30 protein-coding genes are annotated in these 26489 nt (G+C 30.3%); 11 read left to right on the forward strand and 19 right to left on the reverse strand.

The window, feature by feature from the left end; genetic code table 11:
* Positions 1 to 247: 247 nt before the first annotated feature.
* The 4 genes from Q1B05_RS12900 to Q1B05_RS12915 form a co-directional block, all read right to left on the reverse strand.
* On the reverse strand, positions 248 to 937 hold the full coding sequence (locus Q1B05_RS12900) for a 2,3-bisphosphoglycerate-dependent phosphoglycerate mutase (protein ID WP_299781318.1): 690 nt from the start codon (positions 935 to 937) through the stop codon (positions 248 to 250).
* Positions 938 to 1138: 201 nt separating this feature from the next.
* Positions 1139 to 1507, reverse strand: coding sequence for a DUF6567 family protein (locus Q1B05_RS12905; RefSeq protein WP_299781320.1), 369 nt, complete (start codon positions 1505 to 1507; stop codon positions 1139 to 1141).
* Between the two features lie 209 nt (positions 1508 to 1716).
* Positions 1717 to 3561: a hypothetical protein gene (locus tag Q1B05_RS12910; protein ID WP_299781322.1), complete on the reverse strand. Its 1845-nt coding sequence runs from the start codon at positions 3559 to 3561 to the stop codon at positions 1717 to 1719.
* Positions 3562 to 3635: 74 nt separating this feature from the next.
* A complete protein-coding gene (locus tag Q1B05_RS12915; protein WP_299781324.1) occupies positions 3636 to 4409 on the reverse strand; it encodes a hypothetical protein in 774 nt (257 codons plus the stop codon).
* 361 nt (positions 4410 to 4770) lie between these two features.
* Here Q1B05_RS12915 and Q1B05_RS12920 point away from each other — a divergent pair, with 361 nt between their 5' ends.
* A complete protein-coding gene (locus Q1B05_RS12920; protein WP_299781326.1) occupies positions 4771 to 4944 on the forward strand; it encodes a hypothetical protein in 174 nt (57 codons plus the stop codon).
* A gap of 70 nt (positions 4945 to 5014) precedes the next feature.
* Here the strand turns inward: Q1B05_RS12920 and Q1B05_RS12925 are convergent, their stop codons facing one another.
* The 3 genes from Q1B05_RS12925 to Q1B05_RS12935 all read right to left on the reverse strand — a co-directional run bounded on the left by Q1B05_RS12925 (position 5015) and on the right by Q1B05_RS12935 (position 7916).
* A complete protein-coding gene (locus Q1B05_RS12925; RefSeq protein WP_299781328.1) occupies positions 5015 to 5920 on the reverse strand; it encodes an endonuclease/exonuclease/phosphatase family protein in 906 nt (301 codons plus the stop codon).
* A gap of 255 nt (positions 5921 to 6175) precedes the next feature.
* The gene (locus tag Q1B05_RS12930; protein WP_299781330.1) at positions 6176 to 6970 is read right to left on the reverse strand and encodes a gluconate 5-dehydrogenase; all 795 of its coding nucleotides are present in this window, start codon (positions 6968 to 6970) and stop codon (positions 6176 to 6178) included.
* 238 nt (positions 6971 to 7208) lie between these two features.
* Positions 7209 to 7916, reverse strand: coding sequence for a hypothetical protein (locus Q1B05_RS12935; RefSeq protein WP_299781332.1), 708 nt, complete (start codon positions 7914 to 7916; stop codon positions 7209 to 7211).
* 256 nt (positions 7917 to 8172) lie between these two features.
* Between Q1B05_RS12935 and Q1B05_RS12940 the strand changes: the two genes are divergently transcribed.
* Entirely contained in the window at positions 8173 to 8916 is a 744-nt protein-coding gene (locus Q1B05_RS12940; RefSeq protein WP_299781334.1) for a porin family protein, read from the forward strand.
* Positions 8917 to 8979: 63 nt separating this feature from the next.
* On the opposite strand, the gene Q1B05_RS12945 is transcribed toward Q1B05_RS12940, so the two are convergent.
* Genes Q1B05_RS12945 through recF form a run of 3 tightly spaced genes read right to left on the reverse strand, consistent with a single transcriptional unit; the run spans position 8980 to position 10793 of the window.
* Positions 8980 to 9276 (reverse strand): DUF721 domain-containing protein, encoded by a 297-nt coding sequence (locus tag Q1B05_RS12945; RefSeq protein ID WP_299781336.1) that lies wholly within the window; start codon positions 9274 to 9276, stop codon positions 8980 to 8982.
* Between the two features lie 2 nt (positions 9277 to 9278).
* On the reverse strand, positions 9279 to 9692 hold the full coding sequence (locus tag Q1B05_RS12950; protein WP_299781338.1) for a lipocalin family protein: 414 nt from the start codon (positions 9690 to 9692) through the stop codon (positions 9279 to 9281).
* A gap of 15 nt (positions 9693 to 9707) precedes the next feature.
* Positions 9708 to 10793, reverse strand: a complete 1086-nt coding sequence (gene recF / locus Q1B05_RS12955; protein ID WP_299781340.1) for a DNA replication/repair protein RecF — start codon at positions 10791 to 10793, stop codon at positions 9708 to 9710.
* Between the two features lie 129 nt (positions 10794 to 10922).
* Here recF and Q1B05_RS12960 point away from each other — a divergent pair, with 129 nt between their 5' ends.
* Both Q1B05_RS12960 and ribH read left to right on the forward strand, forming a co-directional pair.
* Positions 10923 to 11711 (forward strand): tetratricopeptide repeat protein, encoded by a 789-nt coding sequence (locus tag Q1B05_RS12960; RefSeq protein ID WP_299781342.1) that lies wholly within the window; start codon positions 10923 to 10925, stop codon positions 11709 to 11711.
* Positions 11712 to 11713: 2 nt separating this feature from the next.
* Positions 11714 to 12199, forward strand: coding sequence for a 6,7-dimethyl-8-ribityllumazine synthase (gene ribH, locus Q1B05_RS12965; protein ID WP_299781344.1), 486 nt, complete (start codon positions 11714 to 11716; stop codon positions 12197 to 12199).
* 52 nt (positions 12200 to 12251) lie between these two features.
* On the opposite strand, the gene Q1B05_RS12970 is transcribed toward ribH, so the two are convergent.
* A complete protein-coding gene (locus tag Q1B05_RS12970) occupies positions 12252 to 13595 on the reverse strand; it encodes a serine hydrolase (protein WP_299781346.1) in 1344 nt (447 codons plus the stop codon).
* A gap of 194 nt (positions 13596 to 13789) precedes the next feature.
* Here Q1B05_RS12970 and Q1B05_RS12975 point away from each other — a divergent pair, with 194 nt between their 5' ends.
* The 3 genes from Q1B05_RS12975 (at position 13790) to Q1B05_RS12985 (ending at position 15164) form a co-directional block, all read left to right on the forward strand.
* Positions 13790 to 14344 carry a YeeE/YedE thiosulfate transporter family protein gene (locus Q1B05_RS12975; RefSeq protein ID WP_299781348.1) on the forward strand — a complete coding sequence of 185 codons (555 nt, stop codon included), beginning with the start codon at positions 13790 to 13792 and terminating at the stop codon, positions 14342 to 14344.
* Between the two features lie 3 nt (positions 14345 to 14347).
* Positions 14348 to 14761, forward strand: a complete 414-nt coding sequence (locus Q1B05_RS12980) for a DUF6691 family protein (RefSeq protein WP_299781350.1) — start codon at positions 14348 to 14350, stop codon at positions 14759 to 14761.
* A gap of 64 nt (positions 14762 to 14825) precedes the next feature.
* Complete coding sequence (locus Q1B05_RS12985) at positions 14826 to 15164, forward strand: DUF4870 domain-containing protein (RefSeq protein ID WP_299781352.1); 339 nt, start codon at positions 14826 to 14828, stop codon at positions 15162 to 15164.
* 70 nt (positions 15165 to 15234) lie between these two features.
* On the opposite strand, the gene Q1B05_RS12990 is transcribed toward Q1B05_RS12985, so the two are convergent.
* Entirely contained in the window at positions 15235 to 16368 is a 1134-nt protein-coding gene (locus Q1B05_RS12990; RefSeq protein ID WP_299781354.1) for a histidine decarboxylase, read from the reverse strand.
* 153 nt (positions 16369 to 16521) lie between these two features.
* On the opposite strand from Q1B05_RS12990, the gene Q1B05_RS12995 reads away from it, so the two are divergent.
* Entirely contained in the window at positions 16522 to 16980 is a 459-nt protein-coding gene (locus tag Q1B05_RS12995) for an Lrp/AsnC family transcriptional regulator (RefSeq protein ID WP_299781356.1), read from the forward strand.
* A 51-nt stretch (positions 16981 to 17031) separates the two neighbouring features.
* Here Q1B05_RS12995 and dnaN read toward each other — a convergent pair whose 3' ends face one another.
* The 6 genes from dnaN to Q1B05_RS13025 all read right to left on the reverse strand — a co-directional run bounded on the left by dnaN (position 17032) and on the right by Q1B05_RS13025 (position 22266).
* Positions 17032 to 18150 carry a DNA polymerase III subunit beta gene (dnaN, locus tag Q1B05_RS13000; RefSeq protein WP_299781359.1) on the reverse strand — a complete coding sequence of 373 codons (1119 nt, stop codon included), beginning with the start codon at positions 18148 to 18150 and terminating at the stop codon, positions 17032 to 17034.
* Between the two features lie 77 nt (positions 18151 to 18227).
* Entirely contained in the window at positions 18228 to 19895 is a 1668-nt protein-coding gene (gene gldG / locus Q1B05_RS13005; protein ID WP_299781361.1) for a gliding motility-associated ABC transporter substrate-binding protein GldG, read from the reverse strand.
* Positions 19888 to 20376: a hypothetical protein gene (locus Q1B05_RS13010; RefSeq protein WP_299781363.1), complete on the reverse strand. Its 489-nt coding sequence runs from the start codon at positions 20374 to 20376 to the stop codon at positions 19888 to 19890. The genes gldG and Q1B05_RS13010 overlap by 8 nt, the downstream gene beginning before the upstream one ends.
* Position 20377: 1 nt before the next feature.
* Positions 20378 to 21091 carry a gliding motility-associated ABC transporter permease subunit GldF gene (gldF, locus tag Q1B05_RS13015; RefSeq protein ID WP_299781365.1) on the reverse strand — a complete coding sequence of 238 codons (714 nt, stop codon included), beginning with the start codon at positions 21089 to 21091 and terminating at the stop codon, positions 20378 to 20380.
* A gap of 38 nt (positions 21092 to 21129) precedes the next feature.
* A complete protein-coding gene (locus Q1B05_RS13020) occupies positions 21130 to 21426 on the reverse strand; it encodes an antibiotic biosynthesis monooxygenase family protein (protein ID WP_299781367.1) in 297 nt (98 codons plus the stop codon).
* Between the two features lie 3 nt (positions 21427 to 21429).
* On the reverse strand, positions 21430 to 22266 hold the full coding sequence (locus tag Q1B05_RS13025) for an SAM-dependent chlorinase/fluorinase (RefSeq protein ID WP_299781369.1): 837 nt from the start codon (positions 22264 to 22266) through the stop codon (positions 21430 to 21432).
* Between the two features lie 111 nt (positions 22267 to 22377).
* Between Q1B05_RS13025 and Q1B05_RS13030 the strand changes: the two genes are divergently transcribed.
* The 3 genes from Q1B05_RS13030 (at position 22378) to Q1B05_RS13040 (ending at position 25265) form a co-directional block, all read left to right on the forward strand.
* Complete coding sequence (locus tag Q1B05_RS13030; RefSeq protein ID WP_299781371.1) at positions 22378 to 23331, forward strand: PhoH family protein; 954 nt, start codon at positions 22378 to 22380, stop codon at positions 23329 to 23331.
* A gap of 304 nt (positions 23332 to 23635) precedes the next feature.
* Positions 23636 to 24148 carry a cytochrome c gene (locus Q1B05_RS13035; protein ID WP_299781373.1) on the forward strand — a complete coding sequence of 171 codons (513 nt, stop codon included), beginning with the start codon at positions 23636 to 23638 and terminating at the stop codon, positions 24146 to 24148.
* A 169-nt stretch (positions 24149 to 24317) separates the two neighbouring features.
* A complete protein-coding gene (locus Q1B05_RS13040; protein WP_299781375.1) occupies positions 24318 to 25265 on the forward strand; it encodes a phosphoribosylaminoimidazolesuccinocarboxamide synthase in 948 nt (315 codons plus the stop codon).
* On the opposite strand, the gene Q1B05_RS13045 is transcribed toward Q1B05_RS13040, so the two are convergent.
* Positions 25251 to 26372, reverse strand: a complete 1122-nt coding sequence (locus Q1B05_RS13045) for a heparan-alpha-glucosaminide N-acetyltransferase domain-containing protein (RefSeq protein ID WP_299781377.1) — start codon at positions 26370 to 26372, stop codon at positions 25251 to 25253. The genes Q1B05_RS13040 and Q1B05_RS13045 overlap by 15 nt on opposite strands.
* Positions 26373 to 26489: the final 117 nt, after the last annotated feature.

Below are 26489 nucleotides of genomic sequence, written 5' to 3' on the forward strand. Positions count from 1 at the left end.
AATAAAGAAACCGCAGAGGTGTATCATCAATTAGGACTGTCTCATTACGCTGCTATGGAAGCCTTTGTAAGATGGCACTTTTAAAGATTTAAACAGTTTTATTATCACAAACTACGTTGTGAAAAAGAAAACAGTTTTAATTAACCTCTATAGATTTTAAACAAAAAAAGCTTTGCAAATACTGCAAAGCTTTTTTGTTGTAATACGATCTAAAAGATATATTTTACCAATAAATAGAAATCAATTCTTATTTTAATTGATAATGGTTGGTGACATTCAATTTGTCATCAAACTCATATAAATGAGGTACTCCAGTTTTAACTTCAACTTTATCAATATCTTCTATAGCGATGTGTTCTATATATTCTATTAATGCTCGAAGAGAATTACCATGTGCAGAAACAAGAACTGTTTTTCCTTTTGCTAATTCTGGAGCTATGGCTTCAAAGAAATAATTTATAACACGTTTAGAGGTGTCTTTTAAAGATTCACCTAAAGGCAAAAGAGATGGATTTATAAGTTTATAATCTGCATCAAATTTAGGATTTCGTTTGTCTTCTGGATTTAAACTTGGAGGCGGTGTATCATAACCTCGTCTTACTTTTAAAAATAAGTCTTCGCCAACGTCTTTAAGTACTTCGTCTTTGTTTTTACCTTGCCAGTCTCCGTAATGTCTTTCATTTAATTTCCAACTATAATGGCAGTCTGTATGCATCAAATCTGCAGTTTCTAAAATAAGCCATTGTGTACGAATAGCCCTTTTTAGATAAGATGAAAAACATACATCAATATCTAAATAATTGGATTTAATGAGTTCACCTGCTTTTTTAGCTTCTTCAATACCTTCAGGAGCTAAGTCTACATTTGTCCATCCTGTAAAAACATTTTTTACATTCCATAAACTTTTTCCGTGTCTTACTAATATCAATTTTCCCATTTTGGTCTTATATTTTAGTACTATCAAATTTACTTAAAAGGATATGGTTCTGTGCATAGTTTAACGTTAGTTTATAGTATAAAATGGGGGTGATATTTCGTGTAAAATTCGGAAGTTTTAATTAAGACATTTGGTTCTTTGTGTTATAAAAAAAATCAGAGAATATGAACTTACATATTCCCTGATTTATATTTATTTGTCTTATTCTGTGAATTCTACAATATAAGCAGATACAATTACTTTCACTTTAGTTACAAAAGGAAGTAAAGATTGTTTTACTTCTACAGTTTCGTTTATTACAGCTTTAGAACTTCCAATAATATTTGCGTTTTCTAACATATTAGATTTTGCTTCTGCTATTAATCCGTTTCTATTAAGACCTCCAAAACCTAAAACATATCGGGCTTCAGATTCTCCTTGTACTTTTTCAATAATTTTGTAGTTGTTTTTTGTTAGTACAACTTCTGTTGTATTGTTATTTAAATTAGAAGTTAATCCGTTATGTACAGCACAACTAGATAAAGAAGTCATACTTAATACAATAATTGCTACTTTAATAAATTTATTCATTTTACTTAATTTTAGTCTTGCCTTACCTTGTTTTATGGATTTGTCAGGTCGAATTTTTATCCAAGCAAAATTAAATTTAAGTAGAAGATTTTTATTACGGTATTCCGTACTTTGAGTAAAAAAAACTATAAAAGGAGAAAGTGTGATTTAGTAGAATTATTTGTTAGATATTAGTTTTTCAAGATAATAAGATAAGAATTACAATTTTATTATTTACTTAGAGCTTTTAAGATCCGTTCTTCATTAATTATAATATCTCTAAACAACACATGAGGAAATGCAGTATATTTTGAGGTTTTAAAAGATTCAAAAATATTAGATAATGTAGATGCTGTTATTAGCGAAAGATTCATCTCTATATCCATTTCGCAATCTGTTATAAAGTCGTCACTATATTCTGGAGCTATTAATAAAATTTTTACGATTCTTAAATTATTTTTAAGGGCTAAATTCTGATATGATTTTAATTGTCTAGAAACCGTACTAAATTTATTATAACCTCGTTCTTTACTGGTCTTACATTCAACAATAATAACTTCATCATTACCTAAGTTTATAAGAATATCTATCATATCTTTCTTTGTGTTTAATTCATTCTTAAACACATTGTCAACATTGAAACCTAATCCTTTAAAAATAACTTCGGTTAGTTCTTCAAACTTTAATCCCAATTCACTTTCTTTAATTGTAATTCCATTTTCTTTTAATAGATTAATATTTCTGTAAGCAACGTTTTCATAATTTTCTAAATATAAATTTTCAACATCTTTATAATGTTCTAGAATATTTAAAATATCATCGCCGCGTTGTTTTACACCATTGTCTTTAATAAACTTAGTTAGGTCTTCCTTTGTTATTAAATCTAAAACATCTCTTGGTTTAATATTATAATCGAGTAAGAAATCGGCTTTTAAAACAAATTCATCTTGTAATTCAAACTGGTCTTTTAGCTGTTTATTAAGCATAGGAAGAGATAAATTTAACTCGCTTAGTAATTTATCGTACCCATCTATTGAAATGCCAACTTTTTCATCTTTTTCAACATTTTCAAAATGTTCTATTAAGCTAGAGATTTTATCTTCTAGAATGCTTCCTTTAAGATTATTTAAGTTTAATCCTTTTTCGCAAAGCTCATTTAGCGTCTTTTTTTTATCGGTTAAAGTGCTACCAGGTTTATAAATATGATCTAAGAGTAAATTTGTAAATGGCACGCCTTCTTTTATAATTCCTTCAACTTTTTGTGAATACGTAAGTTTTCTGTCAATATTATGATCTCTACATATTTGATTTATTATAGGTTCTCGAAGTAATTTAAGAGTTCTTCTATAAAATTTTTCGGCAACTTCCTTTTCTCTTATTTTTCTTAATAATCTAACTATTTCATCTGCAACATAAATGGTGTTTTCTTTATTAGAATAAAAAATGACTCCAATGTTTTTTAACCCTTTTATAACTTCTAGTATGTCAAGTTTTTTGATGGGTAAGATGGAGTAATTAATTAGTTTAACTTCTTCTTGAGATAGACCAAGTTGTTTTTCTAATGTTAAAATTATAGATAACTCATCAGACGTTATTTTAGCGTCTCTATTATTACTTATGTCATTATTATAAGCAGTACTTAAGCAAGATTTGTAAATAGTATAATCACGTTTTCTAGAAGGACTTAATTCAGATTTTTCATTCACAAAATCTAAATTCAGCATTTTTATTCTGTTTTTTAGTTGTTTAATTTCGGTTTCGTATAATCTAGAAAACCAGTCTTGTTTCATTATACAGTTTCCATCTCTAATTATTATATCGATTAAAATATCTAATTGAGACGTGATTTCTTGAAATTCACCTTTTATGTAGTGTTTAAATTCGTCTTCTATTAAATTAAATATCTTGGATATATTTTGATTATCAACAGACTTTAATCCTTTTTCTGTAGAACTTAAAATTGTATCTATTTCCTTATTGTGCTTAGGTGTTTTAGATATAATATTATCGATTATTTTGATAAATGAGTTTTTTTCAATAGAACCTAATTTGTCTAATATCTTTTCTAATTTCATTTGGTGAGTTTATTATCGATTAATAGAATCGTTATGATTATAATCTAAAACTACCACCTATATCTATAATATTGTTACGGTTTGCCGTAAATGTCTGATTGTTTTATGTTTAATTGCTTTTTGCAAGCGTATTTATTAATCATATACTTGGTAATTGGATCTAATGTTTTTCCTGTTTCTGGATGCAATCCATACGAAGTGAAATACTCTAATTCTTTATTTAGATTTTTACCATACCAGATTTTTACTTTCCCATTTTTATTAAAAAATATGGTTTCACAATTTACTTCTACTTTACGAAAAGTATGGATTCTATCTTTATTGTATAATTTTAATTGTCCTAAGTTAAACCGTTCAGTATCAAATTCCGATTCTATATAGTGATCTCCTTGCCAAACCATCCAATGCTCTTTGTTTGTGATATGAAAAGAAATAAATCCAATACATAACATCGTAGCAATAAGGAAAGTCCACTTATGAGTTTTTAGAATATTAAGAGGCTTGTTTGTTTTAGGAGTTGTGTTTTTTATAATATTATCTTTCTTAGAATCTTCAACGAGAATTTCTTTTTCAATATTCAAATCATGTTTAGAAACATAGTCTTCATAGCTGTTGTAATGTAAATATTTAGAAATGGTATTTAATAACTCTGTATTTGGGTTGTTGGTAATAGATTCAGATCCCTCAATATACTTTTCAAAATATCTTACAAAAGTGATTTTATTCACTGGAAACTTTAAATCGTCTATAAAAATATTTTCAAGGTGACTAGATAACCCATGCTTAGTGTTTTTGCCAGATTGTTTTTCTGCTTTAGTAAATAAATCTTGAAATAACTTTTTTTTCATGTCTAGACCTTAGGTGTATAAATGTATTAAAACCATTAAAATATACAAACACAAAGCGAACATATAATAAACATAGTGCTCAAACATTTTTGATGCTAAGTTGTGTGCTTTGTGTGTGCTAGTTTTTATGGTTTAATCTGGTTATTTGCGACATAATTATTAATCATATTAATTGATTTATAAAGGAGTAGCAAAATAGAGTAGTGTAAAACATGGGAAGTAATTGCCCTGCTTTATTTCGTGATCTTCATACTTCCCGCAGGGGTTTATCTCCACATGTTTTGAGGTGTTTTTACACCATAAATAAGCATCCGAATATCTCGGACAGCCAAACTATTGTCAAATTTTAAAATCTATACACATGAAGAAATTACACTTTATTTTATTTTTAGCTTGTCTTAATTTATGCGCTTACTCATGTTCACCAGATGCAATTGTGTCTGATGAAAATACAAGTTCTGAAGTTCTTACTAACTGTTGCGGTGATGACGGGGAAATTGAAATTCCTTTGCCCGATGATAAAGATTCTGAATAAGTTTTAAGAATTTAATTACAAAAAAAGTCTCGTAAGTTTACTACGAGACTTTTTAAATATAGAGTATAAACTAGTTTAATGAATATTCTAAATAGACTGGTAAATGATCTGATAAACCTCTAGCGACTTCTAAATTTCTACAAGAGTTAACAAAGTTTATTACACCAGAATGTATTGGTATAATGTTTTTAGAATAATAGATATTATCAATAGTATGGTTTAAATAATTGCCGTTTTTGCATTTTGTTTTTAAAGTTGTTTTAGTGTTTTTTAAAGCCGATTTAAACCCCTTATTATATAAGTTGTCCCATACCTTATGAGTTTCGTTTAAATTAAAATCTCCAAGAATAAATACCGAATCCGATTTTAATCTATGAGAATAATCTTTAAAAAAAATAATTTCTTGTTCTGGATGTTCATCAAATTTTCTGGAGTGGAAGTTTATTACATAAAAAGGTGCTGTTCCCTGTTTTAACTGAAATTTTCCTATAAAAGGTTCTCTAAAACATTTCTCTTCCAATTCAGTATCTAGATAAGCACGACTACTTAGTTTTACTTTAGATGTTTTCCAAATAAAAGCATACCGCTCGCTAATATATACTGAAGGACTTTTTGTAGGATCACTTATACGATAATCCCATTTAGATCCCATTCTATTTAGTTCGTCAGCAATTTTAGCGATAGCTTTTGCTCCAGCAGGATCTTTTGCAACAACTTCTTGAATGGCTACAATGTCAAAATCTTTAATAATTCTAGCAATTTGAAGTATTTCATCATCATCTTTTGTGCGTCCAAGATCTCTAATATTCCATGAGGCAATTTTTAAGGTTTTAGATTTTATTTTAGCAAGTGAATCATTTATGTTTATTATATTTTGATTACTTTCTAACCGAGTTAAGTGCTCGCTTTTAGATGTAAAAGAAGCTGTTAATACAAATAAAAATAAGATTAAAATATTGACTGTATTCTTTTTCATTAAACCTCAGAAATAAATGTTTTTAATACTTGTAAAATACTTTTTTAGAGTTTGAATTGTCTAGTAAATTGTAATATTCTTCTTTCAATTTTATGCTAAATTAGACTAAAAGAAAGTCGTGGTTTTAAAGGTAATAGGAGTAGACTATTAGACAAGTTAGCCAAACTGAAGTTTATAAAAAAGTCTGGAAAAAGATACTATACCTGACCTTCTTTCAGACTTCTTAATTTTATTGATAATTAATCTTTTATAATTTTATCCTTCGTTAGCAGGTTTTCCAATTGTAGCTAAGATTCCTCCATCTACATATAGTACATGTCCGTTAACAAAATCACTAGCTCTTGAACTTAAAAAGATAGTTGCTCCTTGTAAATCTTCTGGGTTTCCCCATCTAGCAGCAGGCGTTCTACTAATAATAAAGTCATTAAAAGGATGTCCTTCTACACGAATGGGAGCCGTTTGAGACGTTGCAAAATAACCAGGGCCAATACCGTTAACCTGAACGTTATATTTAGCCCATTCTGTAGCCATGTTTTTGGTTAACATTTTTAAACCGCCTTTAGCTGCTGCGTATGCACCTACATTAGATCTTCCTAATTCACTCATCATAGAACAAATATTAATTACTTTTCCTTGTTCGCGTTTAATCATGTTTTTTACGACATGTTTAGAGACAATAAACGGACTTACTAAATCAATATCCACGACCGCTTTAAAGTCACTAACTTCCATATCTATAAGTGGTGTACGTTTAATAATACCGGCATTGTTAATTAAGATATCTATAGGGCCAACTTCTGCTTCTATTTTAGAAATGGCTTCCATAACTTCAGTTTCTTCAGTGACATTAAATTTATAGCCAAGAGCATTTATACCTTCTGCTTTACATTCAGAAACAGCTTTATTAATCTTGTCTTGCGAAGAATTTCCGTTTATAATAATAGTAGCGCCAGCAAGGCCTAAACCTTTTGCCATTGATAAGCCTAAACCATGTGTACTTCCTGTAATTAAGGCTATTTTGTCTTTTATATTAAATAAATCTAAACTCATTGGAAAATTATTTTTTAATTATTTCTTTTTAAGTGTTTTTGTAATTATTAAAGGTCTTTCGTAAAAAAAATTACTGAGTTATATGTAAGAATTTTAGTAAAAAAATAGACTTAGTAAACTTACAACGCCCTTTGTTAAAGTTTAAAAATAGCGATTTTTCATAAACTTTGTTAGCTAGTGTTTTTTTATTCAGGATTAAATTTAAGTATTATTTATTGCATAATCTTAATGGATGTGTTTATGATACCCAAAGTATATTTCTATCCATAATTTTCCATTTTCCACACTCTTTAATACAGAATATTATTTCTCCAGATCCACATAAATTTCCACATGTAAAATTCAAATAGAAAATAGCACTATCGTTTTTTTTGTTTATTTTAAAATCAGAAAACCTTATTGACGCAATATATCTGTATTCGGTACTATTCCAATATTCTTTATTTTGTTTTTCAAGTTGCGCTAAGTCCTTAATAATATACTTTCCTGTTTGTGTTAGTTTACTTAACTCTAATTTACCTGTATTAAATGAAATGCTATCAGTTAATTCGGTTAAGAGTTGGTCAAATTCTTTTAAATAAAGAGAGTCTGAATAATGTATTCTAAGGCATGATGATTGTTTAATATCCCAGTTTTTAAATTCTTTTTTCGGATTATTAAAATAGGAATCAATTCCCAATACCAATGCTGATTTATCTATTTTCGGGTTGTTAATAGCCTCATCAAATTTTTGCTTTTGAATTTGGTAGTTTATAGAATCGTGTTTGTTTTCGGCATATTCTAGAGGCATTGGCGGAATAGGAGGTTTCTTATAATAATATTCAGTTCCGATTATGTCTAGGAAAATGTCATTAAGTATTTCTATTTCAGAAATGGTATTATTGTGTTTAGGTAAACAACTTACCAAAACAGATAATAAACTTGTGTAGAGAATTACTCTTTTCATAATACCGTTAACTCTTGTAAACATATTATAAAATATTGAATTGGTTAATACTTATTAGCTTATAAATAAGCTTAAATATGCCTTTAACTTTTTGAAAGTGATTAAAAAAGCACATTGTGAAATAATTTAAGTGATTGTTTAATGGTATTTCAGGTATATTCTAAGTTTTATGCTTTTTTTTAACAGTTTGTTAAGATATCCTTTAATTGTATTATCTTTAAAGCGCTAAACAAATAATCAATAACTCACCAACCAAATGAAAAAACATTCACTTTTTGTATTTTATTTACTTTTTGCGATTCCCCAATTTACAAGTGCACAAGCTGCAATTGTAGCCATGATTTTTGGGGATAAAGTAGCTTCAGAAAAATTTAATTTAAGTATGGAGATTGGAGTGCCTTTTAATACTTTTTCTAATGTTAATGATTTAAAAACACAAAACGGTGTGAATTTTGGAATTGCGGGAAACCTTAAATTATCAGAGCATTGGTATGTAAGTCCAACGGTTTACTTTCTTTCTAAAAGAACGGTATTATTAAAGCATACAAATTTAATTTCTGAAGATGCCTATTTAAATGGATTGTACTCAGACACCTCTGCTAAAATGAGAGTGAATTATACAGATCTTCATGTTTTAGTGGCTTATCAGCTTAGTGATTCTAATTTTAGATTTGGATTAAGTCCTCAAGTTTCATTTTTAGGTAAATCCAAATCAACGTATTCTGGAACCGAAGGCGAACTAGAGCAGAATACAACTAAGTTTGTTAATAAAACAGATTATGGTTTAATAGCGAATGTAGGTTACTTTTTTAGATCTGCTCACGAAGGAAAAGGAGTTATTTTTAACCTAAGATACTATCAAGGATTTACAGATGTTTTAAAAGATAATTTTGCTAGTGGAACGAATAAAAGTAGTTATGTTGCTTTACATGTGAGTTTACCTTTTCTTACAGATGAATTAGCAGCTAAAAATAAAAAACAAGAGACACTTAAAGATTAATTAAATTAGACATGAGATTATATAAAATGGTGCTTTTTTATTGCCTTACTAGTAAAGTTTATTCTACCTTAAAACTATCTTTTTAATAAGATCTTTTCCAAGTTCTTCATTAAGCATGGTAATAATTTTAGATTTTCCGTAACTTAATTCTTCTCGTAATACACTAGAACTTAATTGTACAAAAAGTGTATCGCGTTCTAAACTTATGGCTGTAGTGTAATTGTTAACACCGTTTCCCATGAGTTTAGTCCAAGCATCTCGTACGTTTACTTTGTCTAAACCACGTTCTAATTTATTAGTTTCTACAAATTCTTTTAAGACGTCTGATATGCTTAAATTTTCATTGTTACGTTTCGCCATAATTATAAGTTTAAAGGAATATATCGTTTGTAAATATATACGTTTTGATGTTGATTTACGACTTTTAATCGGTTGTTATTTAATTCTAGAATAGTTTCTTTCCAGTCAGAAAAAGGAGTGTGGTAATGTACTTTTAAACTGTCGTTTTCTGTAATTACCTTAATATGTTCCTGCTCTGTAACAGGTGTGTAATTATTATCTGCATCCGTTTTCATTTTTTGTCGGTAGCCCGAAAGACTATCATTTACTTCAAAGAAATCTACGGTTTCATTTATTTTATAAACATGAGATGTGCCATCGGATTTTATAACTTCTTCAATTTCCCAATAACCATTTAAGTTTGAAATCTCAATATCTGAAGATTTTGAGCAGCTGCTTAAAATAATTAAGCTAAGAATTACAATTATATGTTTCATAATAATAATGAGGTTTTATGCGCCAATATTAAAAATCTGATAGGACTGGCGTACTTGTTTTATAGCATTCTCTGTCCGGTCTGCGTGAGTATCGCTTATAAATAACTGACCAAAATCGGAGTTGTCTACTAATTTAATAATTTGTCCCACACGTTGTTCGTCTAATTTATCAAAAATATCATCTAATAACAAAATAGGATTCACACCACTTTGTGCTTTTATAAAGTCGAATTGTGCTAATTTTAAAGCAATCAAGAATGATTTTTGTTGCCCTTGACTCCCGAATTTTTTAATCGGGTGTCCATCAATTTCAAATAATAAATCGTCTTTATGTATACCTGTCGAGGTGTATTGTACCGCTCGATCTTTGTTTAAACTTTGTTCTAACAGGTGTTTTAAATCGCCATCAAATAAATCGCTTTTGTAATTTAAATCTACAGGCTCCTGATTATTACTAATTACTTTATGTCTAGACTTAAAAATTGGAATAAAAACATCTAAAAAGGCTTTTCTTTTTTCAAAAATGTTTGCCCCAAAATCGTTTAATTGTTGGTTGTAAACATCTAGGGTGTCTCTGTTAAAAGTATGATTTAAAGCAAAATATTTTAATAGCGCATTACGCTGCGATATGGTTTTATTATAATTAATAAGGTCGTTTAAATAGGTTTTATCACTTTGCGATATTACACTATCCATAAATTTTCGGCGTGTTTCGCTACCCTCTATAATTAAATCACGATCGGCTGGAGAAATTATAACCAGCGGAATAAATCCAATATGGTCACTAAATTTATCGTAAGCTTTTGCATTCCGTTTAATTACTTTTTTCTGCCCATTTTTTAAACTCACTACAATTTTCTCTGGCGTATCATGTTTTATAAAGTCACCTTGAACCACAAAAAAGTCTTCATTATGCCTAATATTTTGAGAAGCAATAGGGTTAAAGTAGCTTTTTCCGAAGGATAAATGGTAAATAGCGTCTAAAATGTTCGTTTTTCCCACTCCATTTTGCCCAACAAAACAATTAATTTTATCGTCGAACTCAAAAGATTCACTTTCAAAATTTTTGTAATTTATTAGAGATAAGGATTTTAAGATCATAAAAAGAATTATATGCGTGTATTTGAAAGCAACGATTATAAAGTCTCGCAAATTATTGAAAAATAACAAATAAATAACCTTTTATTTCTGCGGAAATATTTTATTTTTGCCCCGAATAATATAGAATATATGGCAACTTATAAAAAGAGAGGTTACAAACCTACTGCGAAACCCGAAGTAGAAAACGATGTTGAAAATTTTGAGAACGTTGAAGAGAACTCAACAACGGCAGAAGTTTTTAATACGTTAGACGAAACCGCTTCTAAAACAGAAGACTGGGTAGCTAGTAATCAAAAATATATTTTTGTAATTATAGGAGTTGTTGCAGTACTAGTATTGGGGTATTTAGGTTACAATGAATTTGTAGCTCAGCCACAAGAAAATGAAGCAATGAACGATATGTCTCAAGCTAAAGTTTATTTTAACGAAGCTGTAAATGGGACAGAAAAAGATTCGCTTTATACTTTAGCATTAAATGGAGGTGAAGGTAAATATGGTATGTTAGATATCATTGAAAACCATAGTGGTACTCCTGCAGCAAATTTAGCCGAGTATTATGCTGGTATGGCTTACTTAAATTTGAAAGATTATAAAAATGCAATAGAATATTTAAGTGATTTTTCTAGCGAAGATGAAGCATTAGCACCTTTAGCAAAAGGGGCAATTGGAGATGCTTTTGTTCAGTTAAATCAATTAGATGATGCTTTAGATTATTATAAGCAAGCGGCAAAAATTAGAACTAATGAATTCACTACGCCAATGTACTTAAATAAATCTGGGTTAATTGCTTTAGAATTAGGTAAAGCTGATGAAGCTTTAGGTTATTTTGAAACTATTAAAAAAGATTATCCAACTTCTACCGAGGCAACAACTGTAGATGTATTTATTGGTAAGGCGCAAGTGTTAGCAAATAAATAAAGATGGCAACAGCTAATAAAAATTTATCCGATTACGATAAGACAACAATCCCAGACGCGAGTAATTTTCGGTTTGGGATTGTTGTTTCTGAATGGAATGATACCATTACAGAAGGGCTTTACAAAGGCGCTTACGATACTTTAATTGAAAATGGAGTAGATCCTTCTAACCTTAAACGTTGGAATGTTCCAGGAAGTTTTGAATTGATTTACGGTTGTAAAAAAATGCAAGAACAAATGGTAGATGCTGTAATTGCAATAGGAAGTGTAATTCAGGGGGAAACTAAACATTTCGATTTTGTTTGTGAAGGTGTTACTCAAGGTTTAAAAGACTTAAATGTAATTCACGATGTTCCTGTTATTTTTTGTGTCTTAACAGATAATAATATACAACAATCTATAGACCGTTCTGGTGGTGTTCATGGAAATAAAGGAACAGAAGCAGCTATAGCGGCTATAAAAATGGCAGAATTACGTAACAATTCCTAGTCTAATCAGACTTTAAAATATTTAAAACTCTCAACTTTAGTTGAGAGTTTTTTTAGTTTATAGCGGCAAGGATTTTAGAAAGAAAATCATTGTAACTAAATAACGGATCTTCTACTAGTCCAAATCTAACGATTACCACATCTTTTGAAGGAATAATACTAACTTGCTGACCTTGATAACCGTTGCAAGAAAATAAATCTTTAGGTACGTCAGGATAGCGTTTGCCGGCATTTAACCAAAATTGTGCGCCATAAATTCCGTCTGATGTTGGAGTAGGGCTTTTGCTATAATCTATCCAGTCTTTAGTTAGTATTTGCTCACCGTTCCACTGTCCGTTATGCAAGTATAAGAGTCCAAATTTACTCCAATCTCTTGCTGTTGCCCAACCGTAAGACGATCCTACAAAATGTCCTTTAAAATCGGTTTCTATAGTCATAGAATGCATGCCTATTTTATCAATTAATTCAGTATACCAAAAATCTAAATAATCTTGCTCTGTTTTAAATTGATTTCTAATAAATCCAGAAATTAAGTTTGTGGTTCCAGAAGAATAACTCCAACTCTTATTAGGTGTTCCTACAATTGGTTTTTCTCTAGGTATTTTAGGCATGTCTTCTTTTAAGAATAGCATTTTGGTCACGTCAGAAATGTTATTATAATCTTCTTCCCATTCTAAACCACTATTCATTTGCAAAAGGTTATTCAGTGTAATATGTGCGCGTTTGTCGTTTTCCCATTCTGTAAATAAATGTGACTGATTTTTGTTTACGCGCCCTTGTTTTTCTAATATTCCAACAATAGCACTCGTAATACTTTTAGTCATAGACCAACCTAAAATCTTAGTATCTTTATTAAATCCATCAGCATATTTTTCTGCAATAATTTGGTCTTTGTATACAACCAATACAGCTCTAGAACGTTTTAGTTTTTCATTATTAACATCAAATGCATTTTCTACAGCTTTGTTTAAAACGGTATAATCAATATTAGAGAATACGGTATCTTTTTGCTGTAAATCTCCATAAGGGAAAATTAGGTTTTTAGATGTTTTAGTTCGGTTTGGTTTTACTGTTAAAGTTGTGTGGTCGGAACCTTCAGGAATCAAAATACACCCTAAACCTTCTTTGTAAACAGCTGTTCTGGCTTTTAGACCAAATACTGTAGAGGTTACAGATTTGTTTTTTAAATCGACGGTATTTGTAGCTAAATTAATCGGAGAAAAATCGTTGTCCTGACTTTCTATAGATTCTAAAGTTCTGCCATCTAAAAAGGTACAAGAACATACGCTTTTTGATGCAAATCCGGTAATGAAATCTAATTTCGGATAGTTTACGTAGATAATAACGACTACACTTAGTATTATAAGTAAACCGCTAAGTTTTAAAACTTTTTTCATGTGAATTAATTTGAATACAAGTTAATAATTTTACAGAATTATAAGTTTTTTACTGTATAGGAATTTAGATTAATAAGATAGATATTAAAATGGTGTAACTTATGTTACATTTGAAACGGTATCTTCTCCTATATTTGCCTACTTGTAATCGGATAATTTTATCCGCGTTACTTATTAATTATTAAACAATATATATGGATTTTATTTTGCAGCCTTGGTCTTGGTTTGTTTCGGGGTTTTTAATAGCACTACTTATGTTTGTGCTTTTGCTTTTAGGAAAACGTTTTGGTATGTCTTCTAATTTACGTGCCTTTTGCAGTATTTGTGGCGGAGGAAAAGTGAATTCTTTTTTTAATTACAATTGGAAAAAAGATAGCTGGAATTTATTTATTGTAGTTGGTGCTATGTTGGGAGGCTTTATAGCATCTCATTTTCTGTCTAACGGAAGTATGCCAGACATTAGTGAATCTACTAAATTGGCCCTTCAAGATTTAAATATCTCAACTAATAATGGGTATTTGCCAAACGAATTATTTGCTATTGCAGCTTTATCTGAAGTTAAAACATGGTTGATTTTAATATCAGGCGGATTCTTAATAGGTTTTGGAGCTCGTTATGCAGGTGGATGTACTTCAGGTCATGCTATTTCTGGTTTAAGTAATTTACAATTACCATCTTTAATTGCTGTAATAGGTTTCTTTATTGGAGGTTTATTTATGGTTCATGTGTTATTCCCTTTTATATTTTAAATGATGAAAAAAGTATTATATATCGTATTAGGTTTAGTTTTTGGAGTAATTATGTATAAATCTGAAGCTGCCTCTTGGTTTCGTATTTATGAGATGTTTAGATTTGAATCTTTCCACATGTATGGCATTATAGGAACTGCTTTAGTGTTTGGGATTATATTTATTCAGCTTATAAAGCGTTTTAATATTAAGACGTTCGATGGAGAACCCATAGTTATTGAAGATAAAGAAAAGTCTATCGCTAGATATCTTATTGGCGGTATTATATTTGGATTAGGTTGGGCGCTTGCAGGTGCTTGTCCTGGGCCAATATTTGTACTTGTAGGCGCCGGATTTGTACCTATAATTATAGTATTAATTTCTGCTGTATTAGGAACTTTTGTTTACGGTTTATTAAAAGATAAGTTGCCTCATTAGTTTGTAGTTGTAACAAAATAGCGCATCTCTCGTCTTATTAATATCAATCAAATTAAAATCAATCATGAGAGAAGATAAACAACTTTTAATACTTACACATCTAAGCCAATTAACAACGCTTGCTTTAGGCTTTGGGAGTTTGTTAATTCCGTTAATTATATGGATTACACAAAAAGATAAAGTTATTGGCATGGACGCGGAAGGGAAGAAGGTCCTGAATTTTCAAATCAGTTTAGTAATTTACTGTATTATATGTGTGCCGTTAATTTTGCTTTTTGGATTAGGACTTTTAGGTTTTTTAGTATTAGGTATAATAAGTATAGTGTTTCCTATTATAAACGCAATAAAAGTTAGTAATGGCGAATCGCCTACATATCCTTTATCTTTCAATTTTATTAGTTAAAAATTTCAGAGATAAAACAAAAAACGCCCATTTTCATGGGCGTTTTTTTATGTTTTGAAGTGTGCTTAGATTAAGCGTGTAGTGCTTCTGATTTTGAAGATTTTTGGACTAATTCAATTTTTAAATCTTCAAGAAAAGCATCTACTTTGCTAAAGGTCACTCCAGGAACACATATAATGTGTGCAATGGTTTCTTCAGAAGCCATTTGGTATTTTCTACACAGGGCATCACTTGGTTTTTGAAAGACAACAGTTAAACCATCGTTATTTCTCCAAGCTTTCATGCCTAGTAAATTTAATTTATGTTCGGTATAAGCTGCAACTTCTTGAGAAGCTACAACGCGGTCTTTTAAACCTTGGTGATCATGTTTCTGAATGAAATCCCAAATAAACAAAGGTGTTAATCCATTTCTAGATCCTGTAATTGTAGTATCCATAGTTCCAACATAAGATACAGAATTTGCAATTCTATCTCTGTGTTTACGCTTTACTAAAACAGCACCGCATGGAATTGGACTGCCAATAAATTTGTGTCCAGAAATTGAAATACTGTCTATACCTTCAGCAAAATCAAATTTTGGTTTCGGGTCTATATAAGGAGCTATTGTTCCTAAAAATGCTGCATCACAATGGATGTAATAATCTTTAATTGCGTATTTTTTTATAATCTTTTTAATTTCATCTATTTTATCAATAGCTTCTGTCATTGTAGTACCAATATTCAAAAAGAAAATAGCCGGTTTATCACGACGGTATGAAATGGTTTGATCTAAATCTTCATAATCCATCTCTCCATTTTCTTGAGAACGAATTACGATATTAGAAATATTCAATAAATGTAAATTCTTTTTAACACTGTAATGTGTGCTTTCGCTATAGTAAACCATCGCGTTTGGGAAACTCTCTCTAGCCACGTATAAAGCGTATAAGTTACCTTCAGTGCCACCATTAGTAATATACCCCCAAACATCTTTAGTGGTGCTAGAAAGCATATCTGCAAAGAAGGCAATACATTTTTGTTCGATGTCTTTGGTGTCGATAGCAAATGTTGATGGATTTTCTGGGTCACCAACATTATTAATACAAATATCTAGGAAAGGAGCGTATTCACTATAAGAAAAATCTTTAGCAACTGGATAGCCTAAAAAAGATTCAGAATGTGCTTTAATTCTATCGTAAACGGCTTGTATTTCTGGGGTGTTCATATCTTAAATATTTCTTTAACAAAGATACTATTTAATTGAAATATGATGTTTGATATTAGTTTTTTGAAAAATTATACTATTAATGTGTGTTAATGTAGAAATTATTACTTTTGTAGTCGTAAATGTGATACCTTTTTAGAAATTCTTACCAATATGAAGTTAGATGCCATCGATTTTCAGCTTATAGAAGCCTTACAAAAAGACAGTAAACAGTCTATAAAACAACTAGCCGAGGGCGTGAATTTATCTATTACACCCGTACACGAACGTATAAAAAAATTAGAATCTTCCGGAATTATAAACGGATATACGGCAATTATAGATTATAGTAAATTAGGAAAAACGCTAATTGTGTATTGCCAAGTTACACTTACTACGCACCAAGATGAACCTTTTCGAAAATTTGAAGCCTATATAAATACATTAGAAGATGTTATTGAAGCAAATTACATTGCAGGGACTTACGATGTACTGCTAAAAATATTACTAAACGATATGAATGAATATCAAGAATTTATTTTGAAACGATTTTCTAAAATGACAATTGTGTCCCATATACAAAGTTCGTTTGTGATTAAGAATATAAAGGACGGAAAAAACAAAGTCATGTAAATATTAAATATCTACATGACTTTTTATAAGGTATAAATTAAATAGTAGGTGTTAGCTGTTTAGCATTACTGGCATAACAAGCATAGTTACTTGTTCTCCTTCGTCTAAGCCATCTATAGGAGTTAAAATTCCAGCACGATTTGGTAAACTCATTTCAAGTTGTACATCGTCAGAATTTAAGTTGTTAAGCATTTCTGTTAAAAAGCGAGAGTTAAATCCGATTTGCATATCGTCTCCTTGGTAATCACATGTTAAACGCTCTTCAGCTTTGTTACTATAGTCTATATCTTCTGCTGAAATGTTTAATTCTGCACCAGCTATTTTTAATCTAATTTGGTGAGTTGTTTTGTTTGAGAAAATACTAACACGTTTTACCGAGCTTAAAAACTGATTTCTAGCAATAGTTAATTTATTAGGATTCTCTTTAGGAATTACAGCATCGTAGTTTGGATATTTTCCGTCAATTAAACGACAAATTAATTCTACGTTATCAAACGTAAATTTAGCGTTCGAATCGTTGTAATCTACAATCACTTCATCTTCACTTCCTGCTAAAATTCCTTTTAATAAGTTTAAAGGTTTTTTAGGCATAATAAATTCTGCAACTTCAGAGGCGGCAACATCTTCTCTTGTATACTTTACAAGTTTATGAGCGTCTGTGGCAACAAAAGTTAAGCTTTCTGTAGTAAATTGAAAAAATACACCACTCATTACTGGGCGTAAATCATCGTTTCCTGCAGCAAAAATAGTTTTGCTAATTGCCGTTGCTAAAATGTCTCCTACTATTGTTGTTGTGCTTGGGTTGTCTAAAGATACAGCTTTAGGAAATTCATTCCCGTTAGCATAAGCAAGCGCATATTTACCATGATTAGAACTAATTTCAATAGTATTATTGTCTTCAATAATAAACGTTAAAGGTTGTTCTGGAAATGTCTTTAAAGTATCTAAAAGTAAACGTGCAGGAATAGCTACACTTCCTTCACTTTCGCTTTCTACTTCTAAAGTCGCAGACATAGTTGTTTCTAAATCACTAGCAGACACCGTAAGTTTAGAACTACTTAATTCAAAAAGAAAGTTGTCTAAAATAGGTAAAGTGTTTGAACTATTAATTACGCCTCCTAGAACTTGTAATTGCTTTAACAAATAGGTACTTGATACTATAAATTTCATCTGTATCTAATAAGATTATTTTAATAATTACAAATATATCTTTAATAGCCTTAATTAAGAAACAAACTTATTAACATTTAAGAGGTATACTTCTTTTTTCTTAAGTAATTAAAGATAAATCCAAACAGGCCTAATAATGCTATGGGAGCCAAGGTGTTAAGTAGTTGCCAGTTTAATTTAGATGCGGCTATTTTTTCATGATCTAAAAAAGCAACCTTAATTTCTTTAGAACGAATGTTTATAAGTCCATTATCCTCTAGCAGGTAATTTACTGAATTTAATAAGAATTCTTTATTTCCAAATAATTGCCCTGTCCAACGGTCGAACCCTAATTCTTGTGGAACCCCTTTAATAACATCGTTTTTAATAAGGTCTCCATCTGCAATAACAATCATTTTAGTTGGAGTACTAATATCTTTATTTGAAGCAGTTTTAAATGGTTTAATTCTATTCTTGTAAGCAGATGTGAAATCACCCTCTATTAAGACCGCTAATGGCTGACTTCCTTTGTTAAACTCTTGCGGATTGGGTTCTTGTGTTACAATATCTAAACTAATTTCTCTTGGCGTCCCTTCTAACTTAGTCAGTTTAGCACTTTCTAAAAGAATGGTTTTTTTTAGATTATTTTTTAAGGTATCTATTGGATTTGCAAAATCGAATTTTAAAATATTTACATTGTTTACAATTGGGTGTGTATTGGTTGTATTTACTAAAGGAGAATATGGCCAACGTACATTCTGAAATTGAGAATTACTGCCTTCTCCCATGGCCAATGTAATAGGAGCAGAGTATGGTGTTGCTACCAAATACGGATTTATACGTACACCATATTTAAAGAATAAATCAGTCATATTTAAGTCTCTTGCCAAAGCAATAGAGCGACCAGATTCGTTATATAAACTATCTTTTTCCATCGCTACCGCATCTATAAGCCAAAGACTTTTACCTCCGTTCATGGTGTATTGGTCTAATACTAATTTTTCTTCTTCAGTAAAGGCTTCTGTAGGTTTTGCAGCAATAATTAAATCGTAGGTTTGTAACTTTTTTAACGTGTTTTCAGGTTGGCTAGCTACGCTGTCTAATGTAAATGGAGCTATAAAATAGTAGTCTTTAATAGTTGTTAAAAAATCGGCTAAATATTGATCTTCTAATTCACCGTTTCCTTTTAAAATAGCGATTTTTTTACTTTTTCCGTGTACTAACTTGCCAATACCATCTGCAAAAGCATATTCTAAGTGTTGTACAGAATTAGTTACTAATTCTTGTTGTGTAGAACCCAACTTGTTTTTTACTAACGGAATTTTAACCGTAACATCGTTATAACTTGCCAAGGCCCAAGGAAAAATAATTTCCTGACTGCTTTTTCCATTTTCCTGAACGGTAAGCTGCATAGGCGTTAGTCCACGATTATTTAATTGCTGAATGATTTGATCGCGGTTAGCTTCATCTTCTAACGGGTTTATGAAATTGAATTTTATGTTACTATTTTGTGCATAAAACTCTTCTAAAAGTTGTTTAGTCTCGGTTTGAAGTCGTCTAAATTCTGAAGGAAAGCCTTCTCCTTCCAAAAACACATCAATAACAACAGGAGAGTTTACATCTGCAACTATATATTTTGTAGCCTGACTTAATGTATAACGGTGATCTTGGGTTAAATCGAAACGTTTGTATATTTTGTTTCCTATAATATTTAACGCTAAAATACCAAGTACTATTAGTGTAATATGTTTTAGATTCTTACTCATTAAATTTTAGTTCTAATTGATAGTGTTCTAAACTTTGTGCAATATTATCTTTGAAAGTAATCTTAAAGCATTCTTGATTTTTATTAAACGCACCAGGTTTAATTCCTAAACTATAATTCCAGAAATTAGAATCGTTTGCTTTAATAGCATCGTTCCAGCTAAACCATTCTGGCTCGCCTAATATAGCCGAGACTTCCGATTTACTTTTTCCTGTTATTGTATTTGATTGTTCTAAATCGTAAGCCATTTCGTAACGAAAGGCAGGTGACGATTTCCAAGCATCTGCATCAAAATATTTCTCATGATGGTAGTCACTAAATATATTTATTAGCGGATATAAAACATAGAAATATACTAAAGGAGTAAGAACCATACTAATTATAAAAGCAACCCAAATGCGTTTATCTATAGTTCTAGAAAAAATAAAAAGTACAATAAATAGGAGTACGAGTATAGTTATAAAAGGAACGGTATATATCATACTATTTTTTGTTAATGTTGAAACGTGTTAAGGCAATAAATAAAGCCGATATACTTAAAAAGTAGATAATATCTCTAGTGTCTAAAACACCGCGACTCATACTTTTAAAATGAAAACTCATACCTAAACTATCTATAAAATTGTTTGATAATGCATCTGCAATGCCTTCAAAACCGATGTAGAAGAAGAAGCACAAAAATACTGAAATTATAAAAGTAACAATTTGATTGTCTGATAATGTTGATCCAAAAATCCCCATGGCTGTGTATGCAGCTACTAAAAATAATAATCCGAAATACGATCCTAAGGTACTTCCTATGTCTAAATTCCCTTCTGGACTCCCCAATTTATAAACGGTATATACGTATAGTAAGGTAGGTAGCAATGCAATGAGGATTAAAATAAAAGCACCAAAATATTTCCCTAAAACAATTTGAAGTTTAGAAACGGGTTTTGTTAAAAGTAATTCTAGTGTACCTTGTTTTTTTTCGTCTGCAAAACTACGCATAGTTATTGCTGGAATAAGGAAAATTAGAATCCAAGGTGCTAATAAAAAGAAGGTCGATAAATCTGCAAAACCGTTATCTATAATATTAAAATCACCTTTAAAAAACCATAGAAACAATCCATTTAACAGTAAAAATAAAGCAATAACCAAATAACCAATTGGCGAGGCGAAAAACGAATTAATTTCTTTTTTTAATATGGCAAACATGTGTGTTTAATATAATTTGAAGTTAAAAAAGTGACGCTTTATGGTAAACTTACCAATTTATCTACACTCCAAGCTTCAGGTTTATTGTTAAATAATTGTTTTGTATCTGTCCAAACCGATGCAAATAAATCGGAATGTCTGTAATTATGCAAATCTTGTTCATCTGCCCAATAACTGTATGTAAAAAATATATTGTCGTGTTCTTTATCACGATATAATTCTAAAAACTCACAACCTTTAAAATTACGAATTTTTGATTTGTTTAAATTAAAGATATTTAAGAATTTATCTACTTTAGATGGCTCAAAACTTAATTTTACTATACGTACAAACATAACTTAATCCTTTAAAAAGTTAACGGTTATCGTATCCATTAATTTTAATCCCATTAATGTAGATGCACCTCCAACCGTAGAAGTGTTACTTTTATAAATAGCAATTTCTAAAAAATTTGAAGAGTTAAAAACGACCAAACCTTTGCCTTCAGATTGTCTGTCGGAAACAGGTTTCGTGAAATCTACAACTTCGCTATACTTATTATATATAGTAGAAAATCTGTGATTGCGAGCAGATATTGTATATGGACGTCCTTTTTGTGTGTTTTCAAAAAATTTGCGTTTAATATTAGAAATTACATTTCCATAATTGTCTACATATATTATACTCCCAATAATTTGCGTTTTGTCGTCGTTAACGTAAGGTCTTAAGTTCTGGATAGGTTTAATATCCTCTATACGTTTTCCAACGACATCTAAAGTTCCACCACGGGCAATATGGCAAGCTACTTTTACAAATACATCTAATACAGGAAAACTACTTACTATGTTTTCATGAATATTAATCTGTACAATGCGTTCTGGATTAATTTCTGTACAAATCATACTCATAATTCCATTATTTGCACAAATAAAATAATGTCCATCTAGCAGCACTGCAATGTGTTTGTTTTCTGGATTTAATTCGGCATCAATACCTATAATATGAATGGTTCCTTTAGGGAAACTAGTATACGCGTTTTGGATAATATAAGCTGCCTCAGAGATGCTAAAAGGTGATACAGAATGAGAGATATCAACAATTCTAACATCATTTAATTCACTATATATAGCGCCTTTAATCGCCCCAGCGAAGTGATCTTTTTCTCCAAAATCAGTTGTTAAAGTTATTATAGCCATACGAGAATTGTTGATATGTTTTTTACATATCTGAAGTAAAATTTATTAGATTTGTTAGAAGCACAAAACTAATAAAACTTAACTTATAAATTTAATTAAATCGACTAGCTTTTGAACGAAATAATTATTGAACTTGAAGAGATAACTCCAAAAGAGTTTTTTGGAGCGCAAAACGTAAATATTGAACTTCTTAAAAAATATTTTCCCAAATTAAAAATTGTTGCGCGCGGAAATAAAATCAAAGCTTTTGGAGATGAAGATCTTTTAGAAGAGTTTGATCGCCGTTTAACTATGTTGTTAAATCATTTTGCTAAGTACAATAAATTAGACGAAAACATTATAGAGCGTGTATTAACTAGTCAGAGTAGCGACGATTATAAAACCTCTAAACAAAGTGGGGAAGTTATTGTGCATGGGGCAAGCGGAAAATTAATTCGTGCCCAAACAGCAAATCAACGTAAGTTGGTAGAAAGTATGCGTAACAACGATATGGTTTTTGCCATTGGTCCTGCGGGAACAGGGAAGACATATACAGGAGTTGCTTTAGCTGTACAAGCCTTAAAAAACAAAGAAGTTAAACGTATTATTTTAACACGTCCTGCGGTAGAAGCAGGTGAAAATTTAGGATTTCTTCCTGGAGATTTAAAAGAAAAATTAGATCCGTATATGCAACCGCTTTACGATGCATTACGAGATATGATTGCTCCCGAAAAATTAAATATGTATATAGAAAATGGAACTATACAAATTGCTCCATTGGCTTTTATGCGTGGTCGTACATTAGATAATGCTTTTGTTATTTTAGATGAAGGACAAAATACAACACATGCCCAAATGAAGATGTTTTTAACACGTATGGGTAAAAATGCTAAGTTTCTGCTTACCGGAGATCCGGGGCAAGTCGATTTACCAAGGCGAACTACTTCCGGTTTAAAAGAAGCCTTATTGGTGCTTAAAAACGTGGAAGGTGTAGGCATGGTTTACCTCGATGAAAAAGATGTAATCCGACACAAATTAGTGAAGAAAGTTATTGAAGCATATAAAAGTATTGAAAATAGAGAGTAGGCGTTAGTCTACTCTTTTTTTTTGTTTTAAGTTTCTATTCATAATTCGCATCAAATCTTCTCAATTATTACTTTGTAAACCTCATACCAAGTATGTGGTCTAATGGCCTATATTAATTATAATTGGACTTAATTATAATTTATGTTTCAACTTTTTTAGCAGAAAGGGTTGTAGGTCGGAATTTTCTGTCTTATTGTCGGATAGTTACTTTTGTCTTCTCCAAGGGGGTGTGAAAACACTATCTTTATATTCATACATATATTAGATAAATGCTACCTTCTAGGTACAGTAAGATATAGATTTCATGAGAACTACACGTGTTTCATTTATAATAATAACGTTAATAACCGTGGTGTTATTTACAAGTTGTTTAGATGTTTTTAAGACGAAATCTAATATAGAATTTATTCATCCAAATTTACATATAGGACATATTGTAAAAAAGAAATCAAAAGGTGTTGGTCACGTTAAAGAAGTAAGTTTAATAGATTCAATTTCGGAAATTTTAGCTAAAAAAGGGACATTGATTTATGAGAAGAAATGTGTGTCTTGCCATAAATTAACAGATCAAAGAATTGTTGGTCCAGGTTGGGCTGGAATAACGAATAACAGACGTCCAGAATGGATTATGAATATGATTATTAATACCGACGAGATGTTAGATTATGATGAAGAAGCTATAATACAACTAGAAGACTGTTTAACACGTATGCCGCCCCAAGACTTGACTATTGAAGAAGCCCGATCTGTTTTAGAATTTATGCGTGTAAACGATTTAAAACAAGTACATCGTAAAGACGGTGCTATAAAATATTAATGAGTTACTCGGTGTTTAATATTTTACTCAAGAAGAAAAATATTTTTCATTTTAAAAAATCGAATAAAATTTTCATGAATTATTCCTTACTTTTACGTCTTTAAAATTTATCATTTATTATTAATATTTAAAGCTTCTAAAACGGAGTATAGATGCAATTTTACAGACCATGACAATAACAGATACTAATTTCAATTTTCCAGGACAGAAAAGTTTGTATAAAGGAAAAGTTAGGGCAGTTTACAATATTAATGACGATTTATTGGTAATGGTTGCTACCGATAGATTAAGTGCTTTTGATGTTGTAATGCCAAAAGGAATTCCTTTTAAAGGTCAGATTTTAAATCAGATTGCAACTAAATTTATGGCTCAGACCGAAGATTTAGTTCCAAACTGGTTGGTGGCTACACCAGATCCAAATGTTGCTGTAGGGCATTTATGCGAACCTTTTAAAGTAGAAATGGTTATACGTGGTTATATGTCTGGACATGCTGCTCGTGAATATAAAGCAGGTAAACGTTTACTTTGTGGTGTTGCAATGCCTGAAGGAATGACCGAAAATGATAAATTTCCAGAGCCTATAATAACACCTGCAACTAAAGCAGAAATGGGTGATCATGACGAAGATATTTCTAGAGAAGATATTATAAAAAGAGGTATTGTTTCAGAAGCAGATTATATTGTTTTAGAAGATTATACGCGTAAATTGTTTCAACGCGGAACAGAAATAGCAGCAGAACGTGGTTTGATTTTAGTAGATACTAAATATGAATTTGGTAAAACTAAAGATGGGAAAATTGTATTAATTGATGAAATTCATACACCAGATTCTTCTCGTTATTTTTATGCAGATGGTTACGAAACACGTCAAGAGAACGGAGAAGCACAAAAACAATTATCTAAAGAATTTGTACGTCAGTGGTTAATTTCTAATGGATTTCAAGGCTTAGAAGGTCAAGAATTACCTGAAATGAGCGACGATTATATAGAAAGTGTAAGTGAACGTTATATAGAGTTATATGAAAATATTATGGGAGAACCATTTGTAAAAGCAGATGTTACAAACATTCAAGAACGTATTAAAACTAATGTAGAAGCATATTTAGCGTCTGTTTAGTCTAATTCTACTTACTGTATTTAGTTTAATAAAAAGTAAAGCCTTTCTAATATTTACATTTAGGAAGGCTTTTATTTTGTCTTCCTGTAGTACAATAAAAGTAACTGCAACTACAAATGCTAAAGCTCCTATAGAAGCAATTATAGGCTCTAATGAATGATGAAAATAACGGTATAAACCAACGCCTGTAAAACTACCATATAGTATTATAAAATGTACCACATATATAGATAAGGTGTTGTTCCCTAGTTTAGAGATAAGCGGATGTTTTAAATAAGATTCTAAAGCATAGAAAATACCAAATGTTATAGCTACAGATCCTAATCTAGAAAATAAATAATTATATATAGAGGCATTATAAAAAAGTTTAATGTCTGTAATATAATATAATGCTTCCAAGGTCATAGAGCTTAAAAAACTTAAGGCGAATCCACCTATTAAAAAGCTTGAAATAGCTATGGATTTAAATTGTTCTTTATTCTGAAATTTCTGAAATATAATACCTAATACACTACCATAAGCCACATAACCAAACCAAGGGAAAAAAGTAAATACAGAACCATTTTCTTTTGTTATGTAATTAACTACTACATCAGGAATATGTGGTAGCGCTAGGTTACGATATAACGGTTCTGAAAGAAATATAAGAGTTCCAATTGTTGTTAACAGTAAAGAAAGGACTAGAGGTTTAGACTTCAGTAAAAAATATAATCCGTTTAATATAAGTAATGACACACCTATAATTTGAAGAACATCAATCACTAAAAAATAACTATTAAAATGTCCAGATAACCAATAGAAAACAGGAATTCTTAAGGCGTAACCAATTAAGATAAGAGATATACCTCGTTTTATACTTTTCTTGATTCTGAAATTTTCATTGTTCTTAGCTTCTGCTTTTTTTAGTAAAAACATAACGACTAAGCCTGTTATCGTGAAAAATAAAGGAGCTGTGTTTCCTCTTAAATCAGACCAAATACTAAAAATTATGTAGTCGTTTGATTTATAAATAGGATCTAAAAGGCCATCAATAAAATGCCCTTGAAGCATCATTAATATAGCAAAAGCCCTAACGGCATCTAAAAAGTATAATCGCTTGTCTTTCAATTGTCATAAAATAAAAACGGAGCAAAAGTACAATAATTTTAATTCTTTAGTATTATCAAAATTTTGTATTGATTATAATTTAATAATAGTCATAATAAAATTAGAATTAAAGCAAAA

This window comes from uncultured Formosa sp., assembly GCF_947500765.1.
Taxonomy (GTDB): domain Bacteria; phylum Bacteroidota; class Bacteroidia; order Flavobacteriales; family Flavobacteriaceae; genus Formosa.